The 21,007-nt window shown below is 31.6% G+C and carries 22 protein-coding genes; 14 read left to right on the plus strand and 8 right to left on the minus strand.

From position 1 onward, the window contains the following. The first annotated feature begins 150 nt into the window (after window positions 1-150). From hisD to hisIE, 7 genes are all read left to right on the plus strand, one after another. Window positions 151-1,431 carry a histidinol dehydrogenase gene (gene hisD / locus GFJ99_RS06305; RefSeq protein ID WP_153208008.1) on the plus strand — a complete coding sequence of 427 codons (1,281 nt, stop codon included), beginning with the start codon at window positions 151-153 and terminating at the stop codon, window positions 1,429-1,431. A gap of 104 nt (window positions 1,432-1,535) precedes the next feature. After that, on the plus strand, window positions 1,536-2,597 hold the full coding sequence (hisC, locus tag GFJ99_RS06310) for a histidinol-phosphate transaminase (RefSeq protein WP_153208009.1): 1,062 nt from the start codon (window positions 1,536-1,538) through the stop codon (window positions 2,595-2,597). Continuing rightward, on the plus strand, window positions 2,569-3,708 hold the full coding sequence (gene hisB, locus GFJ99_RS06315) for a bifunctional histidinol-phosphatase/imidazoleglycerol-phosphate dehydratase HisB (RefSeq protein WP_153208010.1): 1,140 nt from the start codon (window positions 2,569-2,571) through the stop codon (window positions 3,706-3,708). Before hisC ends, hisB begins: the two co-directional genes overlap by 29 nt. 86 nt (window positions 3,709-3,794) lie before the next feature. Further along, entirely contained in the window at window positions 3,795-4,376 is a 582-nt protein-coding gene (hisH, locus tag GFJ99_RS06320; RefSeq protein ID WP_153208011.1) for an imidazole glycerol phosphate synthase subunit HisH, read from the plus strand. Window positions 4,377-4,412: 36 nt separating this feature from the next. Beyond that, entirely contained in the window at window positions 4,413-5,186 is a 774-nt protein-coding gene (hisA, locus tag GFJ99_RS06325) for a 1-(5-phosphoribosyl)-5-[(5-phosphoribosylamino)methylideneamino]imidazole-4-carboxamide isomerase (protein ID WP_153208012.1), read from the plus strand. 26 nt (window positions 5,187-5,212) lie between these two features. Further along, on the plus strand, window positions 5,213-5,968 hold the full coding sequence (hisF, locus tag GFJ99_RS06330) for an imidazole glycerol phosphate synthase subunit HisF (protein WP_153208013.1): 756 nt from the start codon (window positions 5,213-5,215) through the stop codon (window positions 5,966-5,968). A 177-nt stretch (window positions 5,969-6,145) separates the two neighbouring features. Further along, window positions 6,146-6,745, plus strand: a complete 600-nt coding sequence (gene hisIE / locus GFJ99_RS06335; protein WP_153208014.1) for a bifunctional phosphoribosyl-AMP cyclohydrolase/phosphoribosyl-ATP diphosphatase HisIE — start codon at window positions 6,146-6,148, stop codon at window positions 6,743-6,745. Here the strand turns inward: hisIE and GFJ99_RS06340 are convergent, their stop codons facing one another. Then, the gene (locus GFJ99_RS06340; RefSeq protein ID WP_153208015.1) at window positions 6,746-7,171 is read right to left on the minus strand and encodes a hypothetical protein; all 426 of its coding nucleotides are present in this window, start codon (window positions 7,169-7,171) and stop codon (window positions 6,746-6,748) included. Between the two features lie 46 nt (window positions 7,172-7,217). Continuing rightward, complete coding sequence (locus GFJ99_RS06345; RefSeq protein ID WP_153208016.1) at window positions 7,218-8,153, minus strand: hypothetical protein; 936 nt, start codon at window positions 8,151-8,153, stop codon at window positions 7,218-7,220. 100 nt (window positions 8,154-8,253) lie between these two features. On the opposite strand from GFJ99_RS06345, the gene GFJ99_RS06350 reads away from it, so the two are divergent. Continuing rightward, window positions 8,254-8,643 carry an acyl-CoA thioesterase gene (locus tag GFJ99_RS06350; protein ID WP_153208017.1) on the plus strand — a complete coding sequence of 130 codons (390 nt, stop codon included), beginning with the start codon at window positions 8,254-8,256 and terminating at the stop codon, window positions 8,641-8,643. Between the two features lie 93 nt (window positions 8,644-8,736). After that, entirely contained in the window at window positions 8,737-9,405 is a 669-nt protein-coding gene (locus GFJ99_RS06355; RefSeq protein ID WP_153208018.1) for a DUF2461 domain-containing protein, read from the plus strand. Between the two features lie 66 nt (window positions 9,406-9,471). Here GFJ99_RS06355 and GFJ99_RS06360 read toward each other — a convergent pair whose 3' ends face one another. The 5 genes from GFJ99_RS06360 to GFJ99_RS06380 all read right to left on the minus strand — a co-directional run bounded on the left by GFJ99_RS06360 (window position 9,472) and on the right by GFJ99_RS06380 (window position 12,572). Beyond that, window positions 9,472-9,858: a glyoxalase gene (locus tag GFJ99_RS06360; RefSeq protein ID WP_153208019.1), complete on the minus strand. Its 387-nt coding sequence runs from the start codon at window positions 9,856-9,858 to the stop codon at window positions 9,472-9,474. Window positions 9,859-9,954: 96 nt separating this feature from the next. Further along, window positions 9,955-11,205: a mechanosensitive ion channel family protein gene (locus GFJ99_RS06365; RefSeq protein ID WP_153208020.1), complete on the minus strand. Its 1,251-nt coding sequence runs from the start codon at window positions 11,203-11,205 to the stop codon at window positions 9,955-9,957. After that, on the minus strand, window positions 11,205-11,483 hold the full coding sequence (locus GFJ99_RS06370) for a DUF3817 domain-containing protein (protein WP_153208021.1): 279 nt from the start codon (window positions 11,481-11,483) through the stop codon (window positions 11,205-11,207). The genes GFJ99_RS06365 and GFJ99_RS06370 overlap by 1 nt, the downstream gene beginning before the upstream one ends. After that, on the minus strand, window positions 11,480-12,088 hold the full coding sequence (locus GFJ99_RS06375) for a YqaA family protein (protein WP_008258357.1): 609 nt from the start codon (window positions 12,086-12,088) through the stop codon (window positions 11,480-11,482). Before GFJ99_RS06375 ends, GFJ99_RS06370 begins: the two co-directional genes overlap by 4 nt. 115 nt (window positions 12,089-12,203) lie before the next feature. Continuing rightward, a complete protein-coding gene (locus tag GFJ99_RS06380; RefSeq protein ID WP_008258358.1) occupies window positions 12,204-12,572 on the minus strand; it encodes a hypothetical protein in 369 nt (122 codons plus the stop codon). A gap of 181 nt (window positions 12,573-12,753) precedes the next feature. Here GFJ99_RS06380 and GFJ99_RS06385 point away from each other — a divergent pair, with 181 nt between their 5' ends. The 3 genes from GFJ99_RS06385 to GFJ99_RS06395 are packed head-to-tail and all read left to right on the plus strand — an operon-like array spanning window position 12,754 to window position 15,903. Continuing rightward, on the plus strand, window positions 12,754-14,673 hold the full coding sequence (locus GFJ99_RS06385; RefSeq protein WP_153208022.1) for a DUF294 nucleotidyltransferase-like domain-containing protein: 1,920 nt from the start codon (window positions 12,754-12,756) through the stop codon (window positions 14,671-14,673). A 3-nt stretch (window positions 14,674-14,676) separates the two neighbouring features. Then, window positions 14,677-15,285 (plus strand): PolC-type DNA polymerase III, encoded by a 609-nt coding sequence (locus GFJ99_RS06390; RefSeq protein WP_153208023.1) that lies wholly within the window; start codon window positions 14,677-14,679, stop codon window positions 15,283-15,285. A gap of 6 nt (window positions 15,286-15,291) precedes the next feature. After that, on the plus strand, window positions 15,292-15,903 hold the full coding sequence (locus GFJ99_RS06395) for a GDSL-type esterase/lipase family protein (RefSeq protein ID WP_153208024.1): 612 nt from the start codon (window positions 15,292-15,294) through the stop codon (window positions 15,901-15,903). 50 nt (window positions 15,904-15,953) lie between these two features. On the opposite strand, the gene acs is transcribed toward GFJ99_RS06395, so the two are convergent. Beyond that, window positions 15,954-17,861, minus strand: a complete 1,908-nt coding sequence (acs, locus tag GFJ99_RS06400; protein ID WP_153208025.1) for an acetate--CoA ligase — start codon at window positions 17,859-17,861, stop codon at window positions 15,954-15,956. A 136-nt stretch (window positions 17,862-17,997) separates the two neighbouring features. Here acs and GFJ99_RS06405 point away from each other — a divergent pair, with 136 nt between their 5' ends. Both GFJ99_RS06405 and GFJ99_RS06410 read left to right on the plus strand, forming a co-directional pair. Beyond that, complete coding sequence (locus tag GFJ99_RS06405) at window positions 17,998-18,603, plus strand: flavin reductase family protein (RefSeq protein ID WP_153208026.1); 606 nt, start codon at window positions 17,998-18,000, stop codon at window positions 18,601-18,603. A 40-nt stretch (window positions 18,604-18,643) separates the two neighbouring features. After that, window positions 18,644-20,944 carry an FAD-dependent monooxygenase gene (locus GFJ99_RS06410; RefSeq protein WP_153208027.1) on the plus strand — a complete coding sequence of 767 codons (2,301 nt, stop codon included), beginning with the start codon at window positions 18,644-18,646 and terminating at the stop codon, window positions 20,942-20,944. Window positions 20,945-21,007: the final 63 nt, after the last annotated feature.

Genomic DNA, 21,007 nt, shown 5'->3' on the forward strand with positions numbered 1-21,007 from the left:
AATTAAACACATAGGCACATAGAAATTTCAATAATAAGAATCTAAAAAGTAGCTATGTCAACTATTTAAATTGAAACGTCCGAAGCTTCGGACTAAAGTTTTAGAATAAAAACTATGTAACTATGTGTTTCAAAAAATAAAAATAGAATCATGAAAAAAATATATAATCCACAACCTGAAACTTGGTTAGAAATTTGCAAAAGACCAACTCAAACTTTTTCTGATGTAGAAGAAACGGTAAAGCAAATCTTCAAAGAAGTCCAACAAAAAGGCAACAAAGCGATTGCAAAATATACATCTTTCTTTGATGGTGTAACTTTGGAAAATATTCAAGTAACTCCTGAAGAAATTGAACTAGCTAAAAAGGAAGTTGCTACCGAATTAAAAAAAGCAATTCAATTAGCCAAATCGAATATTGAACAATTTCACGCGGCTCAAAAAACAGATAAAATTGTTGTTGAAACTACAATTGGTGTTACTTGTTGGCAAGAAAAACGTCCAATTCAAAAAGTCGGTTTATACATTCCTGGAGGAACAGCACCTTTGTTTTCAACTGTTTTAATGTTGGCCGTTCCAGCAAAATTAGCAGGTTGTAAAGAAATTATTATGTGTTCGCCTTCTGATAAAAATGGAAAAATTAATTCGGCTATTTTGTATGCTGCTGATTTATGTGGTGTAACTAAAATCTACAAAGTGGGCGGAATTCAAGCGATTGCCGGAATGACTTTAGGTACTGAAACTATTCCGCAAGTCTATAAAATTTTCGGACCTGGAAATCAATTTGTAACGATTGCTAAACAATTTGCTTCTCAAAACGGTGTCGCAATTGATATGCCTGCTGGTCCAAGTGAATTGTTAGTTTATGCCGATGAAACTGCTATTCCAAGTTTCGTAGCTTCTGATTTGCTAAGTCAAGCCGAACATGGGAAAGACAGCCAAGTAATTTTGGTAACAACTAACAAAAACATTTTGAACGATGTTGAAGAAGAAATTTACAAACAATTAAAAGAACTACCGAGACAAGAAATCGCGCAAGTAGCCATTAATAATTCCAAATTAATCTTTGTTGAAACCAAAAAAACAGCTTTATCGTTAATTAATGAATACGGACCAGAGCATTTTATCGTATGTTCTAAGAATGAAGATTATTTCGTTGACGGCATTCAAAATGCAGGTTCGATTTTTATTGGAAATTATACTCCTGAAAGCGCAGGAGATTATGCTTCAGGAACCAATCACACTTTACCAACAAATGGTTATTCAAAGAGTTATAGCGGTGTTAATCTGGATAGTTTCTTAAAAGCGATGACCTTCCAAAAAATCTCAAACGAAGGGATTCAAAACATCGGAAAAGCGATAGAAACCATGGCCGAAGCTGAAGGTTTGCAGGCACACAAAAATGCAGTTACATTAAGATTAAAAAATAATTAAAACACATAGATACATAGTTATAATTTGTAAACTATGTTAAGTGAAACGTCTAAAATCAACACAAAGAATAGCTAATGTGACTATGTGTTTAAAAATAAAAACAAATGAATTTAGAAAGCCTAATCAGAGAAAACGTTAAAAAACTGAGCCCGTATTCCTCCGCACGTGACGAATTTGAACAGTTTACAAAACCCATGATTTATTTAGATGCGAATGAAAATCCATTTTCAAATGGTATGAATCGTTATCCAGATCCACAACAAAAAGAACTAAAAGCTATAATTGCAGATAGAAATAATACTCCTAAAGAAAATATTTTATTAGGAAATGGTAGCGACGAAGTTTTAGATTTGATTTTTAGAGCCTTTTGTGAACCGAATCAAGACAATATCATCACATTACCTCCAACATACGGAATGTACGGTGTTTTAGCCAATATCAATGCTATTAAAAATCGTGAAGTGTTGCTAAATGATGAATTTCAACCCAATGTTGAAGCAATTTTAAATGCTGTAGATGCTAATACAAAAATTATATTCTTGTGTTCGCCTAATAATCCAACTGGAAATTCTTTTACCGATTCATCAGTAATCAAAATTCTGAATCAATTCAAAGGTTTAGTGGTAATTGATGAAGCGTATATTGATTTTTCAAATGAAGTAAGTTGGTTAACCGTTTTGAAAGATTTTCCGAATCTGATTATTACGCAAACTTTATCAAAAGCCTTTGCAATGGCGGGTTTACGAATTGGAATTTTGTATGCTTCTAAAGAAATTATTTCGGGTTTAAATAAAATTAAACCTCCTTATAATATCAATGGTTTATCGCAAGAAACGGCTGTCAAGAAATTATTGCAAAGTACCATGCCAACGCAAGTTAGAAAAATATTGGTAGAACGAAATAAACTTGTAGAAGCTCTTTCAAAATGTGAATTTGTTGAGAAAATATATCCTTCGGATGCCAATTTTATTTTGATTAAAGTAGATGATGCGAATTTTAGATACCAACAATTTATAGATAATGGAGTAGTGGTTCGCAACAGAAACAATCAACCATTATGCGGAAATTGCTTGCGAATTAGTATTGGAACGAAAGAAGAAACCGAACAAATTATTGAATTATTAAAAACCTTCAACAATGCCGAAAAGAGTATTATTTATAGATAGAGATGGAACATTGGTTTTAGAACCAGAAAATTACCAATTAGATAGCTTAACTAAATTAGAATTTTACCCAAAGGCATTTCAATTCATGAGTAAAATAGCTAAAGAATTGGACTTCGAATTGGCAATGGTAACCAATCAAGATGGTTTGGGAACAACTAGCTTTCCAGAAGAAACGTTTTGGCCAACCCAAAATTTTATTCTAAAAGCATTCGAAAATGAAGGTGTAACATTTGATGAAATTTTTATCGATAAAAGTTTTCCAGAAGACAATGCTACAACCAGAAAGCCAAGAACAGGAATGTTAACGAAGTATTTGAATAATCCCGAATATGATTTAGTAAATTCTTATGTAATTGGAGATAGAATTACCGATGTGGAATTGGCAAAAAACTTAGGTTCAAAAGCAATTTTTATTAAAAATGAAGAAAATTTGGGCGGAAATGAAATTGCAACTTCATTGGAAGAATTACAAAATATAATTGCTTTACAAACTATAGATTGGCAAAAAATTTATGAGTTTTTGAAATTAGATGAAAGAACGGCTTCTATTTCTAGAACTACAAATGAAACAGACATTGCAATTACATTAAATTTAGACGGAACTGGAAAAAGCAACATCAACACCGGAATTTCCTTTTTTGATCATATGTTAGACCAAATAGCGCGTCATGGTCAAATGGATTTAGATATTCAAGTGAAAGGTGATTTAGAAGTCGACGAACACCACACGATTGAAGACACAGCGATTGCTCTAGGAGAAGTTTTTGCAAAAGCATTAGGCAACAAATTAGGAATTGAACGTTATGGATTTTGTTTACCAATGGACGATTGCTTAGCACAAGTAGCAATTGATTTTGGAGGAAGAAACTGGTTAGTTTGGGAAGCTGAATTCAAACGTGAAATGATTGGTCAGATGCCAACTGAAATGTTTTTTCACTTCTTCAAATCGTTGACAGATGGCGCTAAAGCCAATCTAAACATCAAAGCAGAAGGCACAAACGAACACCACAAAATTGAAGCGATATTTAAAGCCTTCGCCAAAGCAATAAAAGTGGCTATAAAACGCGATACAGAAAAAATGATTTTACCTTCAACCAAAGGAATGTTATAAAAAAAAGTAATCAGTCACAGTCTCAGTTGGCAGAAATAACTCGATTTAAACTGCGACTGCGACTGAATACTGCGACTAATAAAAATATGAAAATAGCTATTATAGATTACGGAGCAGGAAATGTTCAAAGTGTTTTATTCGCTTTGAAACGCCTAGGTTTTGAAGGAACTGTTACAAACGATTGGAATACCATAAAATCGGCTGATAAAGTGATTTTTCCTGGTGTAGGCGAGGCGAGTAGTGCCATGAAAATGTTACAAGAAAGTGGTTTAGATATATTGATTCCAACCTTAAAACAACCCGTTTTAGGAATTTGTTTGGGCATGCAATTGATGTGTAAACATTCGGAAGAAGGAAATACTGATGGATTAGGAATTTTTGATGTTAATGTGGTTAAATTTTCTAAAGAAGTAAAAGTGCCACAAATGGGTTGGAATACAATTCACAACCTGAAATCGCCCTTATTTACTGGAATTAAGGAAAACGAATTCATGTATTTGGTTCATAGTTATTATGCGTCTTTATCTGAAAACACGATTGCCACCACGAATTACGAACTAGAATATAGCACGGCATTGCAACGCGATAACTTTTTCGGAGTACAATTTCACCCAGAAAAAAGTGGCATCTTCGGAGAACAAATTTTGAAAAACTTTTTAAACTTATAATTTGAGCTTGAAATTGCTCTTGAAATTGAACTTGATATGAGAATAATACCAGCCATAGACATCATCGACGGAAAATGCGTCCGACTTTCCAAAGGCGATTACGATACGAAGAAAATTTACAATGAAAATCCATTAGAAGTAGCCAAATCATTTGAAGCACACGGAATTGAGTATTTACATTTAGTAGATTTAGATGGAGCAAAATCAAGCCAAATCGTTAATTACAAAGTATTGGAACAAATTGCTTCGAAAACGAATTTAAAAATTGATTTTGGTGGCGGTTTAAAATCCGATACCGATTTAAAAATTGCTTTTGAAAGCGGCGCCAATCAAATCACAGGCGGAAGTATTGCCATCAAACAACCCGAAGTTTTCAAGAGTTGGATTCAGCAATACGGAGCTGATAAAATCATTTTAGGAGCTGATGCAATGAATGAAAAAGTGGCGATTTCTGGTTGGTTAGAAGAATCAAAAGAAGAAGTTATTCCGTTTATTCAAGGTTATCAGAAGGAAGGTATTCAATATGTAATTTGTACCGATATTTCAAAAGATGGTATGCTAGAAGGTCCAAGTTTTGAATTATACCAAAGAATTTTAAATTCCGATTTGTCAAATCGAGCAAGTCATTTCGAGCGGAGTCGAGAAGCGAGATTAAAACTTATCGCTTCTGGAGGAATTTCCACATTTGATGAATTGCCCAAGTTAGCCGAATTAGGTTGCGAAGGCACCATCATCGGAAAAGCGATTTACGAAGGAAGAATCAGTTTAAAACAATTAGAAAAATATATAACAAACCTGACAGGTTTTTGAAACCTGTCGGGTTTAAACAAAGACAAATGCTTACAAAAAGAATCATTCCCTGCTTAGATATCAAAAACGGGCGAACCGTTAAAGGTGTCAATTTTGTGGATTTAAAAGATGCTGGTGATCCAGTAGAATTGGCAAAGAAATACGCTGAAACAGGCGCTGATGAACTAGTTTTTCTAGACATTTCCGCAACAGAAGAACGTCGCGCAACTTTAATCGATTTGGTTAGAAAAGTAGCTGCTGCAATTAATATTCCTTTTACGGTTGGTGGTGGTATTTCATCTGTTGCTGATGTGGATGTGTTACTTCGCAACGGAGCTGATAAAATTTCGATTAATTCCTCAGCTGTTAAAAATCCTAACTTGATTAATGAAATTGCAGCAAAATATGGAAGTCAGTGCGTAGTTGTGGCTATTGATGCCAAACAAATTGATGGCGATTGGATTGTTCATTTAGTTGGTGGAAAAGTTCCAACCGAATTGAATTTATTCGATTGGGCAAAAGATGTCGAACAACGTGGCGCTGGTGAAATTCTGTTCACTTCCATGAATAATGACGGAACAAAAAACGGTTTTGCCAATGAAGCATTATCAAAGTTATCCGAAATCGTAAACATTCCCATTATCGCTTCTGGTGGTGCGGGAACTAGGGAACATTTCGCTGACACATTTATCAACGGAAATGCCGATGCCGCTTTAGCAGCAAGTGTTTTTCACTACCAAGAAATCGAAATTACAGAATTAAAACAATATTTAAAGGAAAAAGAAATTAGTATTCGATTATAATTTTTTTCCACAGATTTCACCGATTTGCACGGATTAAAAGAATTGAATTTGAATATTAGATAATCCGTAAAGTGGCTATTATATTTTATAGAGCATAGAAAAGAATAATTATAAACTTAAAACAAAACTTAGTGAAACTTCGTGCTTAACTTAGTGCAACTTTGTGTAACAAAAATAATGAAAGTAAACTTCAACAAAACCCCAGATGGTTTAATACCAGCCATCATTCAAGACAATGAAACTAAAAACATTTTAATGTTAGGCTACATGAACCAAGAAGCTCTTGACCAAACTATAGCTTCCAAAAAAGTAACCTTCTTTAGTCGCACTAAAAACCGATTATGGACTAAAGGCGAGGAGAGTGGCAACTTCTTAGAGCTGATTACCATTAAAGAAGATTGTGATAACGATACGCTTTTAGTGAAAGTAAAACCTGTTGGCCCAACTTGTCACACAGGTTTAGATACGTGTTGGCAAGAATCTAATAATCAGGAATTTGGATTTTTATCAAAATTAGAAAACACTATAGCAATTCGTAAAGAAAATGCCGATGCAGAAAAGAGTTATGTAGCTTCTTTATTTGCAAAAGGCATTAACAAAATTGCTCAAAAAGTTGGAGAAGAAGCCGTTGAAGTAGTCATTGAAGCAAAAGACAACAACGACGATTTGTTCTTATCTGAAAGTGCTGATTTATTATTTCACTATTTAATTCTATTGCAAGCAAAAGGATTTCAATTAAATGATGTTATCGAAGTTTTGAAAAGTAGAGAGAAGTAATTAAAAAGGTATTTTTACAAAACTCATTACTAAACTTACGATAAATAATATTATAGATCTAATCAATAAATTACGGAAGTAAACCCTATTTTCTTGATTAGAACTTTTGTGTTTTAAGTATGCAAAAATTGACAATGGCAAAGCTGACATAGTTCCTACGATGTTCATAATCATTGCGCCTGGCCAATGCATTATTCTAAACATAATACCTATAAAGCAGACGCTTAATAACCAACCAAAAAGCACTGAAGTTAGGGTGTTTTCTTTATACGATTTATCACTCAAAAAATAAAAGCCTAATGGAAAATAACATAGTGCTAAACCTAATAATGACAATACTAATAAAACTGAACCACCTGGAATATGTAGCATTTTTAATAAAGAAGCTAATACTACTATTATTAATAAAGTTTTTTCTGTTTTCATGATTATTTTTTATAATTATATTAAATAAAGTAATTTTATCTCAATTTTATTGGCAAATTTTTCTACACTCTTCTGTTGCTTTTAAAATTGATTTTTTTGGTAATTTCAACCATTTTTCAATTTCATTTTTATTGTTCATATACAAAATATAAGTTGAAGTCCTTTTTAATTTTTCCATTTCTTCTTCATTATTTTTATTTTTTTTAAGATTTTTTTTAAGTTCAATAAGATTTTTACGAGTATATTTTAACCAATCCATATTAGCGAATTGAATGTTAGAATTTTTTAAAATATATAATCTTAAAATATCTTCTTGCCATGCATAACTTAGTTGATTATCAGAATCAATAATTATGCAATTATCTTTAGGTAAACTTTCTAAAAAAGAAATCAATTCATTGCTCCAAGTCGCATTACCACTTATCCCTCCCCATATTTTATATTCTAAAGGATTTTCCGAAATTTTTCTAATTGGTAAACCAGAAAAATAAGGTCTATATGATTTGTCTAAAATTTTCAATCCTTCATTATCTTTAACAACGGAATAGATAAATTCAAAAAAGCTATCAATTAATTTAAATTCAGCATCATATTTATTTGAATTTCGATTAATATTTGTTGTAATTAGTTTAGAAGTATTTCCATTTTTTCTAAAAAAATCAATTACAAACCCACCACCGTCAAAAGCGTCCTCAGATTTATGAATTTTAGAATCAGGAATGTTTAGGTCTAATTCATTTTTAAAATGAATAATTTGCTCTTTACTAAATTTATAGGCTTTATCTAAAATTATTTTATCTGAATTATCAGCTATTTTATATTTCATAATACATTGTACTTCGTTCTTTTTAAAGTCAATATAGTATTTTGTATCTGGGTATTTAAAACGGTTAAATTCAATGATAACTTTTTTAAGTGAATCATTTTGAGCATTTAAAATGCTATTAATTAAAATGAAGAAAAAAATGAATAGCTTTTTCATTTATATTATATTGATATAATTCAAATTATTGTTTAAAGTATTTTTCCCAAATATATCCAAATTTCTCCAAAAATTCTTACCTTTAAAATAAAAATTTAAGATGCGATTTCACACAAGAAAGTGGGTAAAACCCGAAGATTTAAATGCTAACGGAACTTTATTTGGAGGTAAAATGTTGGCTTGGATAGATGAAGAAGCGGCTTTGTATGCTATTGTACAATTAGAAAATTCTCGGGTGGTAACCAAATACATGAGTGAAATTAATTTTATGAATTCTGCTAAGCAGGGCGATATTGTGGAAATAGGTATTGATGTAGTTAAATTTGGAAATTCATCATTAATTTTAAAAAGTGAAGTTCGAAATATGATGACAAGAGAAACGATTATCACAATAGATAACATTACGATGGTGAATTTGGGTGTAGATGGAAAACCTGCTCCTCATGGTAAAAACCAAATTGAATATATAGAAGACCGATTGAAAAAATAATATTTTTTGCCACGGATTAAAGGATTAAAAGGATTTTTAAAGTAAATAATCCGTGCTAATTTGTGTAATCTGTGGCTAACTAAATAAAAGAATATGCTACAAAAATCAACCTTAGAATTTCTAACCCAACTTAAAGAAAACAACGACCGTGATTGGTTTGCTGCTAATAAAAAAGCTTTTGAAACCGAACAAAAGTTAGCCAAATCGTTTTTTACATCGGTTGTTGAGCAGTTGGGTAAAATAGATAGTATTGAACGCATTCAAATTTTTAGAATTTATCGCGATGTGCGTTTCTCAAAAGATAAAGCACCTTATAAAAATCATTTCAGCGTTGGGTTCACCCGAACAAAACCGATGCTTCGTGGTGGCTACTATTTACATATTGAGCCTGGTGGAAGTTTTGTAGGTGGTGGTTTTTGGGAACCTAATCCTGTTGATCTGAATCGAATTCGTAAAGAATTTGAAATGGATGACGAAGAAATTAGAACGATTGTTGCTGATGCTACTTTCAAGAAATATTTTGGTGAACTAAAAGGCGAAGAATTAAAAACAGCTCCAAAAGGTTTCGATAAAACGCATCCAGCGATTGATTTAATTCGTAAAAAGCAATATTTGCTAACTCGCAGTTTTTCGGACAAAGAAGTATTCGCTCCTAATTTTCAAGAAGAAGTTTTAGCTACTTTTCAAGCCATGCGACCATTTTTTGATTACATGAGCGAAGTTTTGAGTACCGATTTGAATGGAGAATCTTTATATAATTAGACAATGAGTCAATGTTACGATTTGGCAATTATTTTCTTTTCATTGACACATTGTCTAATTGGCAGATTAAATAATTTGAATTTGACTTTTTAAGCGTTCAATTAATAAGTTCATCATTCGTTTATTAATATTCGAAGAATTTTGAATATAGTCTTTATATTCGGAAATTGTAAACATTCCAATTACAATACCTTTTAATGAATTTCTAAATTTGATATCGCGTTGAATAGCATTTTCAATATAAATGAGTTTTTTTTCTGGAGACATGGTAAAAAATACGCCTTTCTGCTTAGTTGCATAATTTTTAAAAACTTCAATGAACAAATCATTTTGAAACTTTAAAATAGGGCGTAAGGTTTGGTTTTGAAACTTTTCTTCGATACTCGAATTTTCAAAAATAGTACCAATAGATTCTCCTCTTATTTCTAAAATAGCTTCATCTTTAGTTTTCATTTTTTTTCTTTTTTATAGTTATCTAAAGTTAGAAAAAAAATCCGTTCGTATAAATTAAAACACTTTAAGTTATTAAGAATCAGTTGTTAATTTCTTTTATTGCAAATCAGATTTTGTACTTGGAGTACTAATAATTTCAAATACTTCTAAATCAAAATAAGGAAGTGAAGCCATTACATGATCAAAAATATCAGCCATAATATGTTCGTAATTTATCCATTCTTTATCTTTAGAAAAGCAATAGATTTCTAGTGGAATTCCGTGTTCTGTAGGTTGTAAATATCGAACCATCAAAAGCATGTCTTTATTAATTCCGGGGTGCGATAAGATATATTGGTTAATATATTTTCTAAACAAGCCTAAATTAGTTAGGTTTCTACCATTTACGATAACCGACTTATCTATCTTGTTATTTGTGTTATATTTATCAATATCTGCCTGTCGGTGTTCTATATAGGAAGTTAAATGCTGAATTTTTTTAAATTTTTCAATAGCATCTTTTTCTAAAAATTTAACTGAGTTTGATTTAATTAGTAAATGACGTTTAATTCTTCTTCCATCAGAATCTAACATACCACGCCAGTTTTTAAAACTATCCGATATTAAGCTATACGTTGGAATTGTTGTGGTTGTATTGTCAAAATTTCTAACTTTTACAGTTGCTAAGTTAATTTCTATAACATCTCCATCGGCACCAAATTTTTCCATTGTAATCCAATCGCCAATTCGTACCATATCATTAACCGAAACTTGAATACTAGCCACAAATCCAAGAATAGTATCTTTAAAAATAAGAAAAATTAATGCCGAAATAGCCCCAAAAGTGGTTAATAATGTTTTCATATTAGTGTCAAACATTATTAATACAAAAGAAGTAATTCCAAAAACCCACAACACAATCATAATTACTTGAATGTAACTATCAATAGGTTTATCACTGTAACGAGGTTTGTTTTTTAAATAATCTTTTAAGGCATTAAAAATACTTCGCGTAATCCAAAGCGAAAGGATAATAATATAAATTTTTACCCCTTTTTCAAAGAAATCTTCCCAATAGGTAAACTTACTTAAAATAACGGGTACAGTCTTATAAATAAAAAAAAGAGGTACTAAATGAGCAAGATACTTTGCGGTTTTATTTGCTACTAAAAAATCATCAAATGTAGATTTAGTTCTTGCAGCTACAATAGCTAAAAAAATGATAAATATTTTTTTAAAAATGTAATCTAATAAATACGTAACAATAACTAAAACAACAATATTAATAGCTAAATTTAAGTAAGAAGAAATAGCGTCATTAAAGTCGAGACTTTTAAAAATATCATATGCCCAGTTAAAGATTTTCATTATGTATTTTGCAAGTATTTTTTCTCAATATAGAAGGTTCCAAAAGGAATTACAGAAGCCAAACTAACAATAAGAAATGTTTTAAAATTCCATTTTTGTTCATTTTTAATTAAAATAGCAAAAGCAATATACAGAATAAAAAGCAGACCATGAGCCATTCCTATGTTTTTTACATAAATAGGATTTTCAGCAATGTATTTCATTGGCATTGCAAAAAACAATAAAGCTAATAGAGAAAGCCCTTCTAATAATGCGATTGTTCTAAAAGATTTTATCATGATAAAGCAGAGTAAATTAAGAATCCATAAATTATAAAGCGTCCAAAACGAAGTAAGGCAAACAAGAAGAAATGTTTTCTAGAAAAATTAATCATTCCGGCAGCTAAGCAAGCAATAGCAAAAGGTAAAGGTAATAATGCTCCTACAGCAATTAAAAATCCACCCCATTTTTGCATATTAATAATGTGTTTAGACATTTTTCCATATAAATAGTTATTCACAGACGGAATTGCAGCTATTGTCATACCCATAAAATAGGCTATAACTCCACCTAAATAAGAAAGTAAAGCTAAAAATGACAAATAGAGTAGAGGTTCATCAGTGTTTTTTGTCCAAGCGATAAAAATATCAGGTGGAATTAAACCTAAAATACTCTCTGATGCTAAAAAAATAGAAAAAATGAAAAAATCACTAAAATTTTGTGTTATGTAAAGTAAACCTTCATTCAAATTAATTACTTTATAATTAACATAAAATAAAATGGCAACAATAATGGCTGTTGGTAAAATAGCACCTTTGACACCTTGCCATATAAAGGAATAAAAACCTGTATATTTATAGTATTGATGTAAGAGTTTAACTCTAGATTTTTTAGGCTTTGACATGTAAATTAAAATTTAAGCAAATTTAATTAGTTTGATGGTATAGTAGCGTTAAGAAAAACAAAAAAATCGGTAAAAATATTTCACCGATTTATATTATGTAAAATAGAAAATTAAATTAATAAGCTAAAAAAGCCTTATTGTATTCTTTTAAATCTAAAACATTGTTTTTCTTACTTAAATCAGTAAATAAGGAAAGGAAATAGTTTAAGCTTTCTAAATTATTTTCTTCAGAAATATTTGCTTCAACTTCAGTTTCTTTTGCATCAACTGGTTCATCATCTGGTATACCAATAAAAAATGCATTATTTGAAGCCAAATGTTCGTAAGCTAAACGTAAAGCTTTTGTTACAACCGGATTATTTAATTCTAAAGTTATTTCTCTGATTTTTTTTAAATCTTCAACAATCTCAGAAGCTTCAAATTTATTTTGTAATAAATCTTTCTGAATTTTCTCAATCAATTTAAGGGCTTGTTTGTTTTCCATGATTTGTGTAATAAGCCACAAAAATAAACTTTCTATAAGTTATACACAAACCTTTTTATGAGTTATTTTTAGTAATACACTTATTGAATTATAATATACATTATGTAAAATAGAATTTTTATTATATCAGGATTTATAACATCTTATAATTTTGTACCTTCGTATAGTAAATGCTGTATCTATGAAAAATCCAATTGCAGAACGTATAACTGATTTTCTTAAAAACTATCCTCCTTTTTCGAGTTTAACCTATCAAGAATTATTACTGATAGCAAAAAGTTGTAATGTTTTATATTTAGAAAAAAATGAGACACTTTTTAAAATACATGATGTGACACATTCCTTTTTTTATGTAGTTCATTCTGGAGCAATTGGTTTATCTGTAACTTCTGATACAGATGATGTTTTAATTGATAAATGTGACGAAGGCGATATTTTAGGTTTACGACCATTTTTTGCAAAGGATAATTATTTAATGACAGCAAAAGCTCGTGAAGAAAGTATTATTTATGCTATTCCAATTGATGTTTTTAAACCGTTTGTTGCTGAGAATGCAAATGTGTTAAGTTTTCTATTAGAAAGCTTTGCTTCAAATACGAGAAATCCTTACGATAAAAATCATAAAGGAAAATTAATTTCAGAAAATGTTATTTATAATGATCAAAATGCTGAAATTCAGTATTACCAACCTATAAAGTATACAGCAAATCCAATAACTGCTTCACCAAGCGATATTGTTCGGTTTGTTGCTCAAACTATGTCTAGTAGCAAAATTGGCAGTATGATAATTCATAAAGACAGAAAACCAATTGGAATTGTTACCGATAAAGATTTACGCTCTAAAATTGCAACGGGTTTATTTAGAATCGAAGTTACCATAGATAAAATTATGTCTTCTCCTGTAATTACAGTTGCAGATAATCTTTCTATTGCCGAAGCTCAAATTATGATGCTTAAAAATAATGTTTCGCACTTATGTGTAACTAGAGATGGCTCTGTAGATTCTGAAATTACCGGAATTATTACAGAACATGATATTGTTGTTGCTCAAGCTAATAACCCAGGCGTTTTATTAAAGCAATGTAAAAGAGCTTTAAAATCTGCTGATTTAAAAGAAGTTAGAGAAAAACTATCCGATTTAATTCAACATTCTTTGGATAAAAATGTACCTATTCAACATATTTCTTCTATAGTCGGCGAAATCAACTTAGCCATAACAAATAGAGCAATTGAATTGGCTATTGAAAAAATAGGTTCTCCTCCTCCAGCCCAATTTGCTTGGTTAAATATTGGAAGTCAAGGCAGAAAAGAACAATTATTATTAACTGATCAAGATAATGCTATTGTTTTTGAAGATGTTGCCGAAGAAAAATACGATTCAGTAAAACACTATTTTATCGAATTAGCAGAAAAAGTTACTAAAACACTAAATAAAGTGGGTTACGAATATTGTCCCGCAGAAATGATGGCCAGTAATCCGCAATGGTGTAAATCTCTCTCCGACTGGAAAAATCAATTTAAAGGTTGGATTACCGCTCCAGGAGAAAAAGGTATTCTTTTATGTACGATTTTCTTTGATTATGACTTTGTTTATGGAAATGAAACGTTAGTTGATGAAATAACCAAAACCATACACGAAGAAACACACGATAATCAATTATTTTTTGCTTATTTAGGTGCAGATGCGCTAAAGAATCCACCACCATTAGGCTTTTTTCGTCAGTTTTTAGTAGAAAACGATGGCGAACATAAAGACACTTTTGATTTAAAAGGAAGAGCCTTAATGCCTTTGATAGATGCTGCCCGAATAATTTCTCTTAGTAAAGGAATTAAAAATGTTTCCAACACAATTTCCAGATACGCAAAACTAGCCGAATTAGAGCCTCAAAATGCGTCTGTTTATGAAGCATGTGCTGATGCTTTTTCCGAATTATTAAAATTTAGAACCGAAGAAGGTTTAAAAAGTCAGTCTAATGGTAGGTATTTGAATTTAAGCGAGTTATCAAAGTTGGATAAAGTAAAACTTAAGAATGATTTTCAGCCAATTAACGATATTCAAGAAGTTATAAAAAATCGTTTTCAACTAACTTATTTTACTTAGACTATGGCATTTAATTGGTTTAAAAAAATAGTTAAAGATCATCCAAAGTTTTGGATAAGTTACCTTTCATATTTTGAAGAAAATCAGAATAAAAAGAAACGTTATGTTGTTTTCGATTGCGAAACTACTGGCTTAGATTATAAATCAGATCGTGTTTTATCTATTGGCGCAGTTGCAATTGAAAACAATCAAATAATTGTTGGCGATTTTATGGAAGTGTTTTTAATTCAAGACATTTTTAAAGTAGAATCTGTTCCTATTCATGGTATTTTAAAAGAAGGTAAAGAAGAAAAAATCGTGGAAGCAGAGGCTATTATTCGATTTTTAGAATTCATTAAAGATGCTACTTTAGTAGGACATCATGTTGATTTTGATATTGAAATGATCAATCAAGGATTAGCTCGTTTAGATGTTGGGAAATTGAAAAATCAGGTAATGGATACTGATGTAATGTATCAAAAATTAAAGTATATTCCTCAAGAACAACACAGTTCATTAGACGAATTATGCGATATTTATAAAATACGAAAATCAGATAGGCATACTGCAAGTGGCGATGCTTTTATAACCGCTTTATTGTTTTTAAAATTAAAAAGAAAATTAGAAATTTAATAAAGAATGCAAGACGATTGGGCTTATTTAGAAAAATACGCATTAGAAAATGAAAAGCTAGGCTTAAAAGTGAATAGTGGTAATAGAATTGTGTTTATTGGAGACTCTATAACAGAATATTGGAAACAATATGATGCTTCATTTTTTAGTCAAAATGGCTATATTAATAGAGGAATAAGTAGTCAAACTACCACACAAATTTCTTTTCGATTTCAAAATGATGCTCTTAAAATTAAACCCAAAAAAATAGTGATTTTAGCTGGAATTAATGATATTGCCGAAAACAACGGCCCTATTTCTTTAGATGAAATAGTAATAAATATTCAATCCATGATTAAAAGAGCTTTAGATAACAAGATTGAAGTAATACTGTGCTCGCTACTTCCTGCTGCTATAATTCCTTGGAATCATAAAATTAATCCGGTTGAAAAAGTAGTAGAATTAAATAATAGATTAAAGAAAATTTCTGAAGCTAATTCCATTCCATACGTAGATTATTTTTCAAATATGGCAGACGATACAAAGGGTTTGCCTAAGGAATATAGCCATGATGGAGTTCATCCGAATGAAAAAGGATATTTAAAAATGAAGGTTATTTTAGAAAATTATTTAAAATAAAAAAAACTGCCCCATTGCTGAAGCAGTTTTTTAACCAATAAAACTAAAAACTAGAGTTTGCCATCTTTAATTTCATCCACTATTTCAGGATTTAATAAAGTTGAAATATCTCCAAAATTGGAGAAATCTCCTTCAGCAATCTTTCTTAATATTCTACGCATGATTTTACCTGAACGTGTTTTTGGTAAACCACTTACAAATTGAATTTTATCTAATTTCGCAATCGGACCAATTTGATCAGAAATCAATTGATTAATTTCTTTTGCTAAATTAGTTCTATCACGGCCTTCACCTGTTTCTTTTAAAATAATAAATCCGTATAACGCATTTCCTTTAATGTCATGAGGGAAACCTACAATAGCACTTTCTGCTACTGCTGGATGTTCGTTGATGGCATCTTCAATTGGAGCCGTTCCTAAATTATGCCCCGAAACAATAATAACATCATCTACTCTACCCGTAATTCTATAATATCCTACTTCATCGCGCAAAGCTCCATCTCCTGTGAAATATTTTCCTGGAAAAGCTGTGAAATAAGTTTCTTTATAACGTTGGTGATCACCCCAAATGGTTCTCGCCATAGATGGCCATGGGAATTTAATACACAAAGCTCCCGTGACTTGATTTCCTTCAATTTCATTACGTAATTCATCCATTAAAACAGGCTGAATTCCTGGTAATGGTAATGAAGCATACGTTGGCTTGGTAGGTGTTACAAACGGAATAGGTGAAATCATAATTCCTCCCGTTTCGGTTTGCCACCATGTATCTACTAACGGACAGCGCTTTCCTCCTACGTGATCGTTATACCAGTGCCAAGCTTCCTCGTTAATAGGCTCTCCAACCGAACCAATTACTTTTAATGAGGTTAATGGAAACTTTTGAACAAAATCTAAACTTTCTTTTGCCAATGCACGAATTGCTGTTGGAGCTGTATAAAACTGAGTAATTTTATGTTTTTCAATCACTTCCCAAAAACGACTAAAGTCTGGATAAGAAGGTACTCCTTCAAAAATCACTGTGGTAGCACCATTTAAAAGTGGTCCGTATAAAATATAAGAGTGACCTGTAATCCATCCAATATCTGCTGTACACCAATACACGTCATTTTCTTCGTAATTGAACACATTTTTAAACGTATAAGCGGTATACACCATATAACCAGCAGTTGAATGAACCATTCCTTTTGGTTTTCCGGTAGAACCCGAAGTATATAAAATAAATAACGGATCTTCTGCATCCATTATTTCAGCAATATTATTTCCTAAAGCAGCATCTAATAAAGGTTGTAGCCATAAATCTCTACCTTCTTTCATCGTTACTTCTGTATTAGTTTTATTAACAACTAAAACCGTATCAACTGAAGGACATTTTTCTAAAGCTTCGTCAACAATTCCTTTTAAATCGATTGATTTATTACCTCTATAACTTCCATCTGAAGTAATTACCATTTTACACTCGCTATCATTAATACGACTAGCAACTGCCGAAGATGAAAATCCTGCAAATACAACAGAATGTATAGCACCAATTCGTGCACAAGCCAAAACAGCAACGGCTAATTCTGGAATCATGGGTAAATAGATACAAACTCTATCTCCTTTTTTGATACCTTGATCTCTTAGAACATTTGCCATTTTTGAAACACGAACGTATAATTCGTTATAAGAAATATGCTGAGCTACTTCACTTGGATCATTAGGTTCAAAAATAATAGCAGTTTTATCGCCTCTTTTTGCTAAATGTCTATCAATACAGTTTTTTGTAATGTTTACTTTCGCATTTAGAAACCACTTAAAATTAGCTTCCTGCATGTCAACTTCAAAAACTTTATCCCATTTTTGATACCATGTGAAATTTTCATCGGCTATACGATCCCAAAATTTTCTTGGTTCTCGCACCGACTTCTTATACATTTTAAAGTAGTTTTCTAAATCGTGTATTTTATAATAACTCATGAATTATTTATTTGATTATAAAATTAATACTTTTTTCTTTTTTTGACAGAATTGTTTTTTAAAAATATTCTTTTTTTGCTAAATCGATATAGTAACCTTGCTTTTTTTTGTTTTAATTTGTAAAAACAATACAACCATGCAATTCGATATACAAAATACCGAATCTTCAGCTTTATATAAGCTGTTAACCGGAACTGTTATTCCTCGACCAATAGGTTGGGTTTCGACAATTGACAATAACGGAATCAATAACCTTGCTCCTTTTTCTTTTTTTAACGTAGTAAGCGAAGATCCACCACATGTGATGTTTTCCACGGTTCGAACTGGAAATAAAAACAAAGACACTTTAAATAATATATTAGACAACAAACAATTTGTGGTCAATTTAGTTACCGAAGAAGTTGTAGTACAAATGAACACAACTTCTCAAAGTGTAACTTCTGATATTGACGAATTCGAATTAGCAGGTGTTACTCCAATTAATGCTATTTACATCAAACCAAAACGTGTCAAAGAAAGCTTAGTACATTTTGAATGCGAAATGGTACATCATTATTTCATTGAAAATCATCAAAATGGTGGTGCTTGTATTATTATTGGTAAAATTATAACGATACACATAGATGATACTATTCTAATGGAAAATTATAGAATTAACTTAGATAAATACAAACCAGTTGCGCGTTTAGCAGGTTCAAATTATAGTAAATTAGGAGAAATTTTTTCAATCAAAAGACAATAACTAATTATCAATTGTTCATTGTTAATTATCAATTAAAAACATGAAAATAACAGTTATAGGTGGTGGTCCAGGCGGACTTTACTTTTCGATATTAACTAAAAAAGCAATGCCTCATTGCCAAATCGATATTTACGAACGCAATAAACCCGACGATAGTTTTGGTTTTGGAGTAGTTTTTTCTGATGAAACGCTAGGGGAATTCCTTAAACGCGACATGCAATCGTATGAACTTATCCGAAGTAAATTTGCCTATTGGGATGATATTATCGTAGCTCGTGATGGTGAATCTGTGAATATTGCTGGAAATGGTTTTTGCGGTTGTTCTCGTAAAACATTGTTACAACTATTACAACAACGTTGTATTGAAGAAGGCGTAAATCTGCATTTCGAACAAAATGTAGATGATTTATCGCAATTTGCCGATTCAGATATCATTTTAGCTGCTGACGGAATCGCAAGTGCTGTTCGTACTCAATACCAAAAAGAATTCGGAACTAAAATCGAATTAAAGAAAAACCGATTCGTTTGGTTAGGCTCAACAAAACCTCTTGATGCTTTCACTTATTTCTTCAGAAGTACGCCTCACGGAACTATTGTTGCCCATAGTTATCAATACGAAAAAGGTATGAGTACTTGGATTTTCGAATGTTCAGACGAAACTTGGCAAAAACATGGTTTTGAAGTGACCAATGAAGAAGATACCATGACCAAAATCGCTGAAATCTTCAAAGATGAATTAGACGGACATTCATTGATTTCAAACAAATCGCATTGGCGTCAGTTTCCCCATGTTACAAATGAAAAATGGTATCATAACAACATCGTTTTACTAGGCGATGCCAAAGCTACAGCCCACTACTCTATTGGTTCAGGAACGAAATTAGCGATGGATTGTGCAATCGGTTTATCAGATGCTATAATTGCGAATCCAAATAATGTGCAAGCCGCTTTCGAGCAATATGATAAAACCAGAAGAAATACGGTAGAAATGATTCAATATGCGGCAGTCGTTTCTTTAGATTGGTTCGAAAACATGGATCGTCACATGCAACACCCATTCCAACAATTTGCTTTTGGATGCATGACCCGTTCTAAAAAAGTGACGTATGAGAATCTAAGATTACGCGATAAATCATTTACAGATAAAGTTCTAAAAGAGTTTAATGATAATCTTTTCAAATCGAGCGAAGTCGAGATTGTTTCGGCAGCATTTACTCCTTTTAAAATTAGAGAACTAGAACTCCCAAACCGCATTGTTATGTCGCCAATGGGACAATATTCTGCTACAGACGGATTAGTTTCCGATTGGCATTTAGTGCATTATGGAAGTCGCGCTACTGGAGGCGTAGGATTAATCATCACCGAAATGACCGCCATTTCCGATACGGGAAGAATTACAGAAGGTTGCGCGGGAATTTATAATGCAGAGCAATTGAATCAATGGAAAAAAATTACCGATTTCATTCATAATAATACTTCTACTAAAATAGGAATTCAATTAGGTCATTCTGGACGAAAAGGAGCTACGAAAAAACCTTGGGAAGGTAACGGACCAATGGAAACACCTTGGTATTTAATTTCCGCTTCTCCTATTCCATTTAATGACAATTTCGCTACTCCAAAGGAAATGACTTTGGAAGATATGGCTGAAATCAAAGCACAATTCGTTCAAGCTACTAAAAATGTAGAAGAAGCTGGTTTTGATATGATTGAATTACAAGCGCATCACGGCTTTTTATTGGCTTCTTTCTTGTCGCCTTTAACTAATATTCGTACGGATGAATTTGGCGGAAGCATCGAAAATCGTTTAAAATATCCTTTAGAAGTTTTTAAAGCCATTCGTGAAGTATTCCCAATGGATAAACCAATTTCAGTGCGAATTTCAGCAACGGATTGGGCAGAAAATGGAATATCAGAACAAGAAGTCATAACAATTGCAACCGCTTTCAAAGCTGCTGGAGTTGACATTATTAATGTTTCAACAGGAAATACTGTTGCTGGTCAAAAACCATTAACAGGTAGAATGTGGCAAACGCCATTTTCAGACGCGGTTAGAAATACGGTTCATATTCCAACCATAACTGCTGGATACATTCAAGATATTGACCAAATCAACACGATTCTTTTAAACGGAAGAGCCGATTTAGTCGCTTTAGGACGACCTTTATTGTTGGATGCTAATTTCGTTAGAAACGCACAAGCTTACGAACAATTTCAAGCAAATGATATTCCAAATCCATATAAAATGGGCGTTTCGCATTTGTATCCGCTAAAAGCTTCGGAAAAAAAACAAGTGGAAGGCATGAAAAAATCGTTAAAACCTAAAAGTAATAAAAAGTAGTATTAAGATTGTAGAATTAAGTATTAAGACAAAATTGCGACTTTTGCTCCCGAAATTTAGGGA

Origin of the sequence: Flavobacterium sp. LMO6, assembly GCF_009495795.1 — a bacterium.
Lineage (GTDB): Bacteria > Bacteroidota > Bacteroidia > Flavobacteriales > Flavobacteriaceae > Flavobacterium.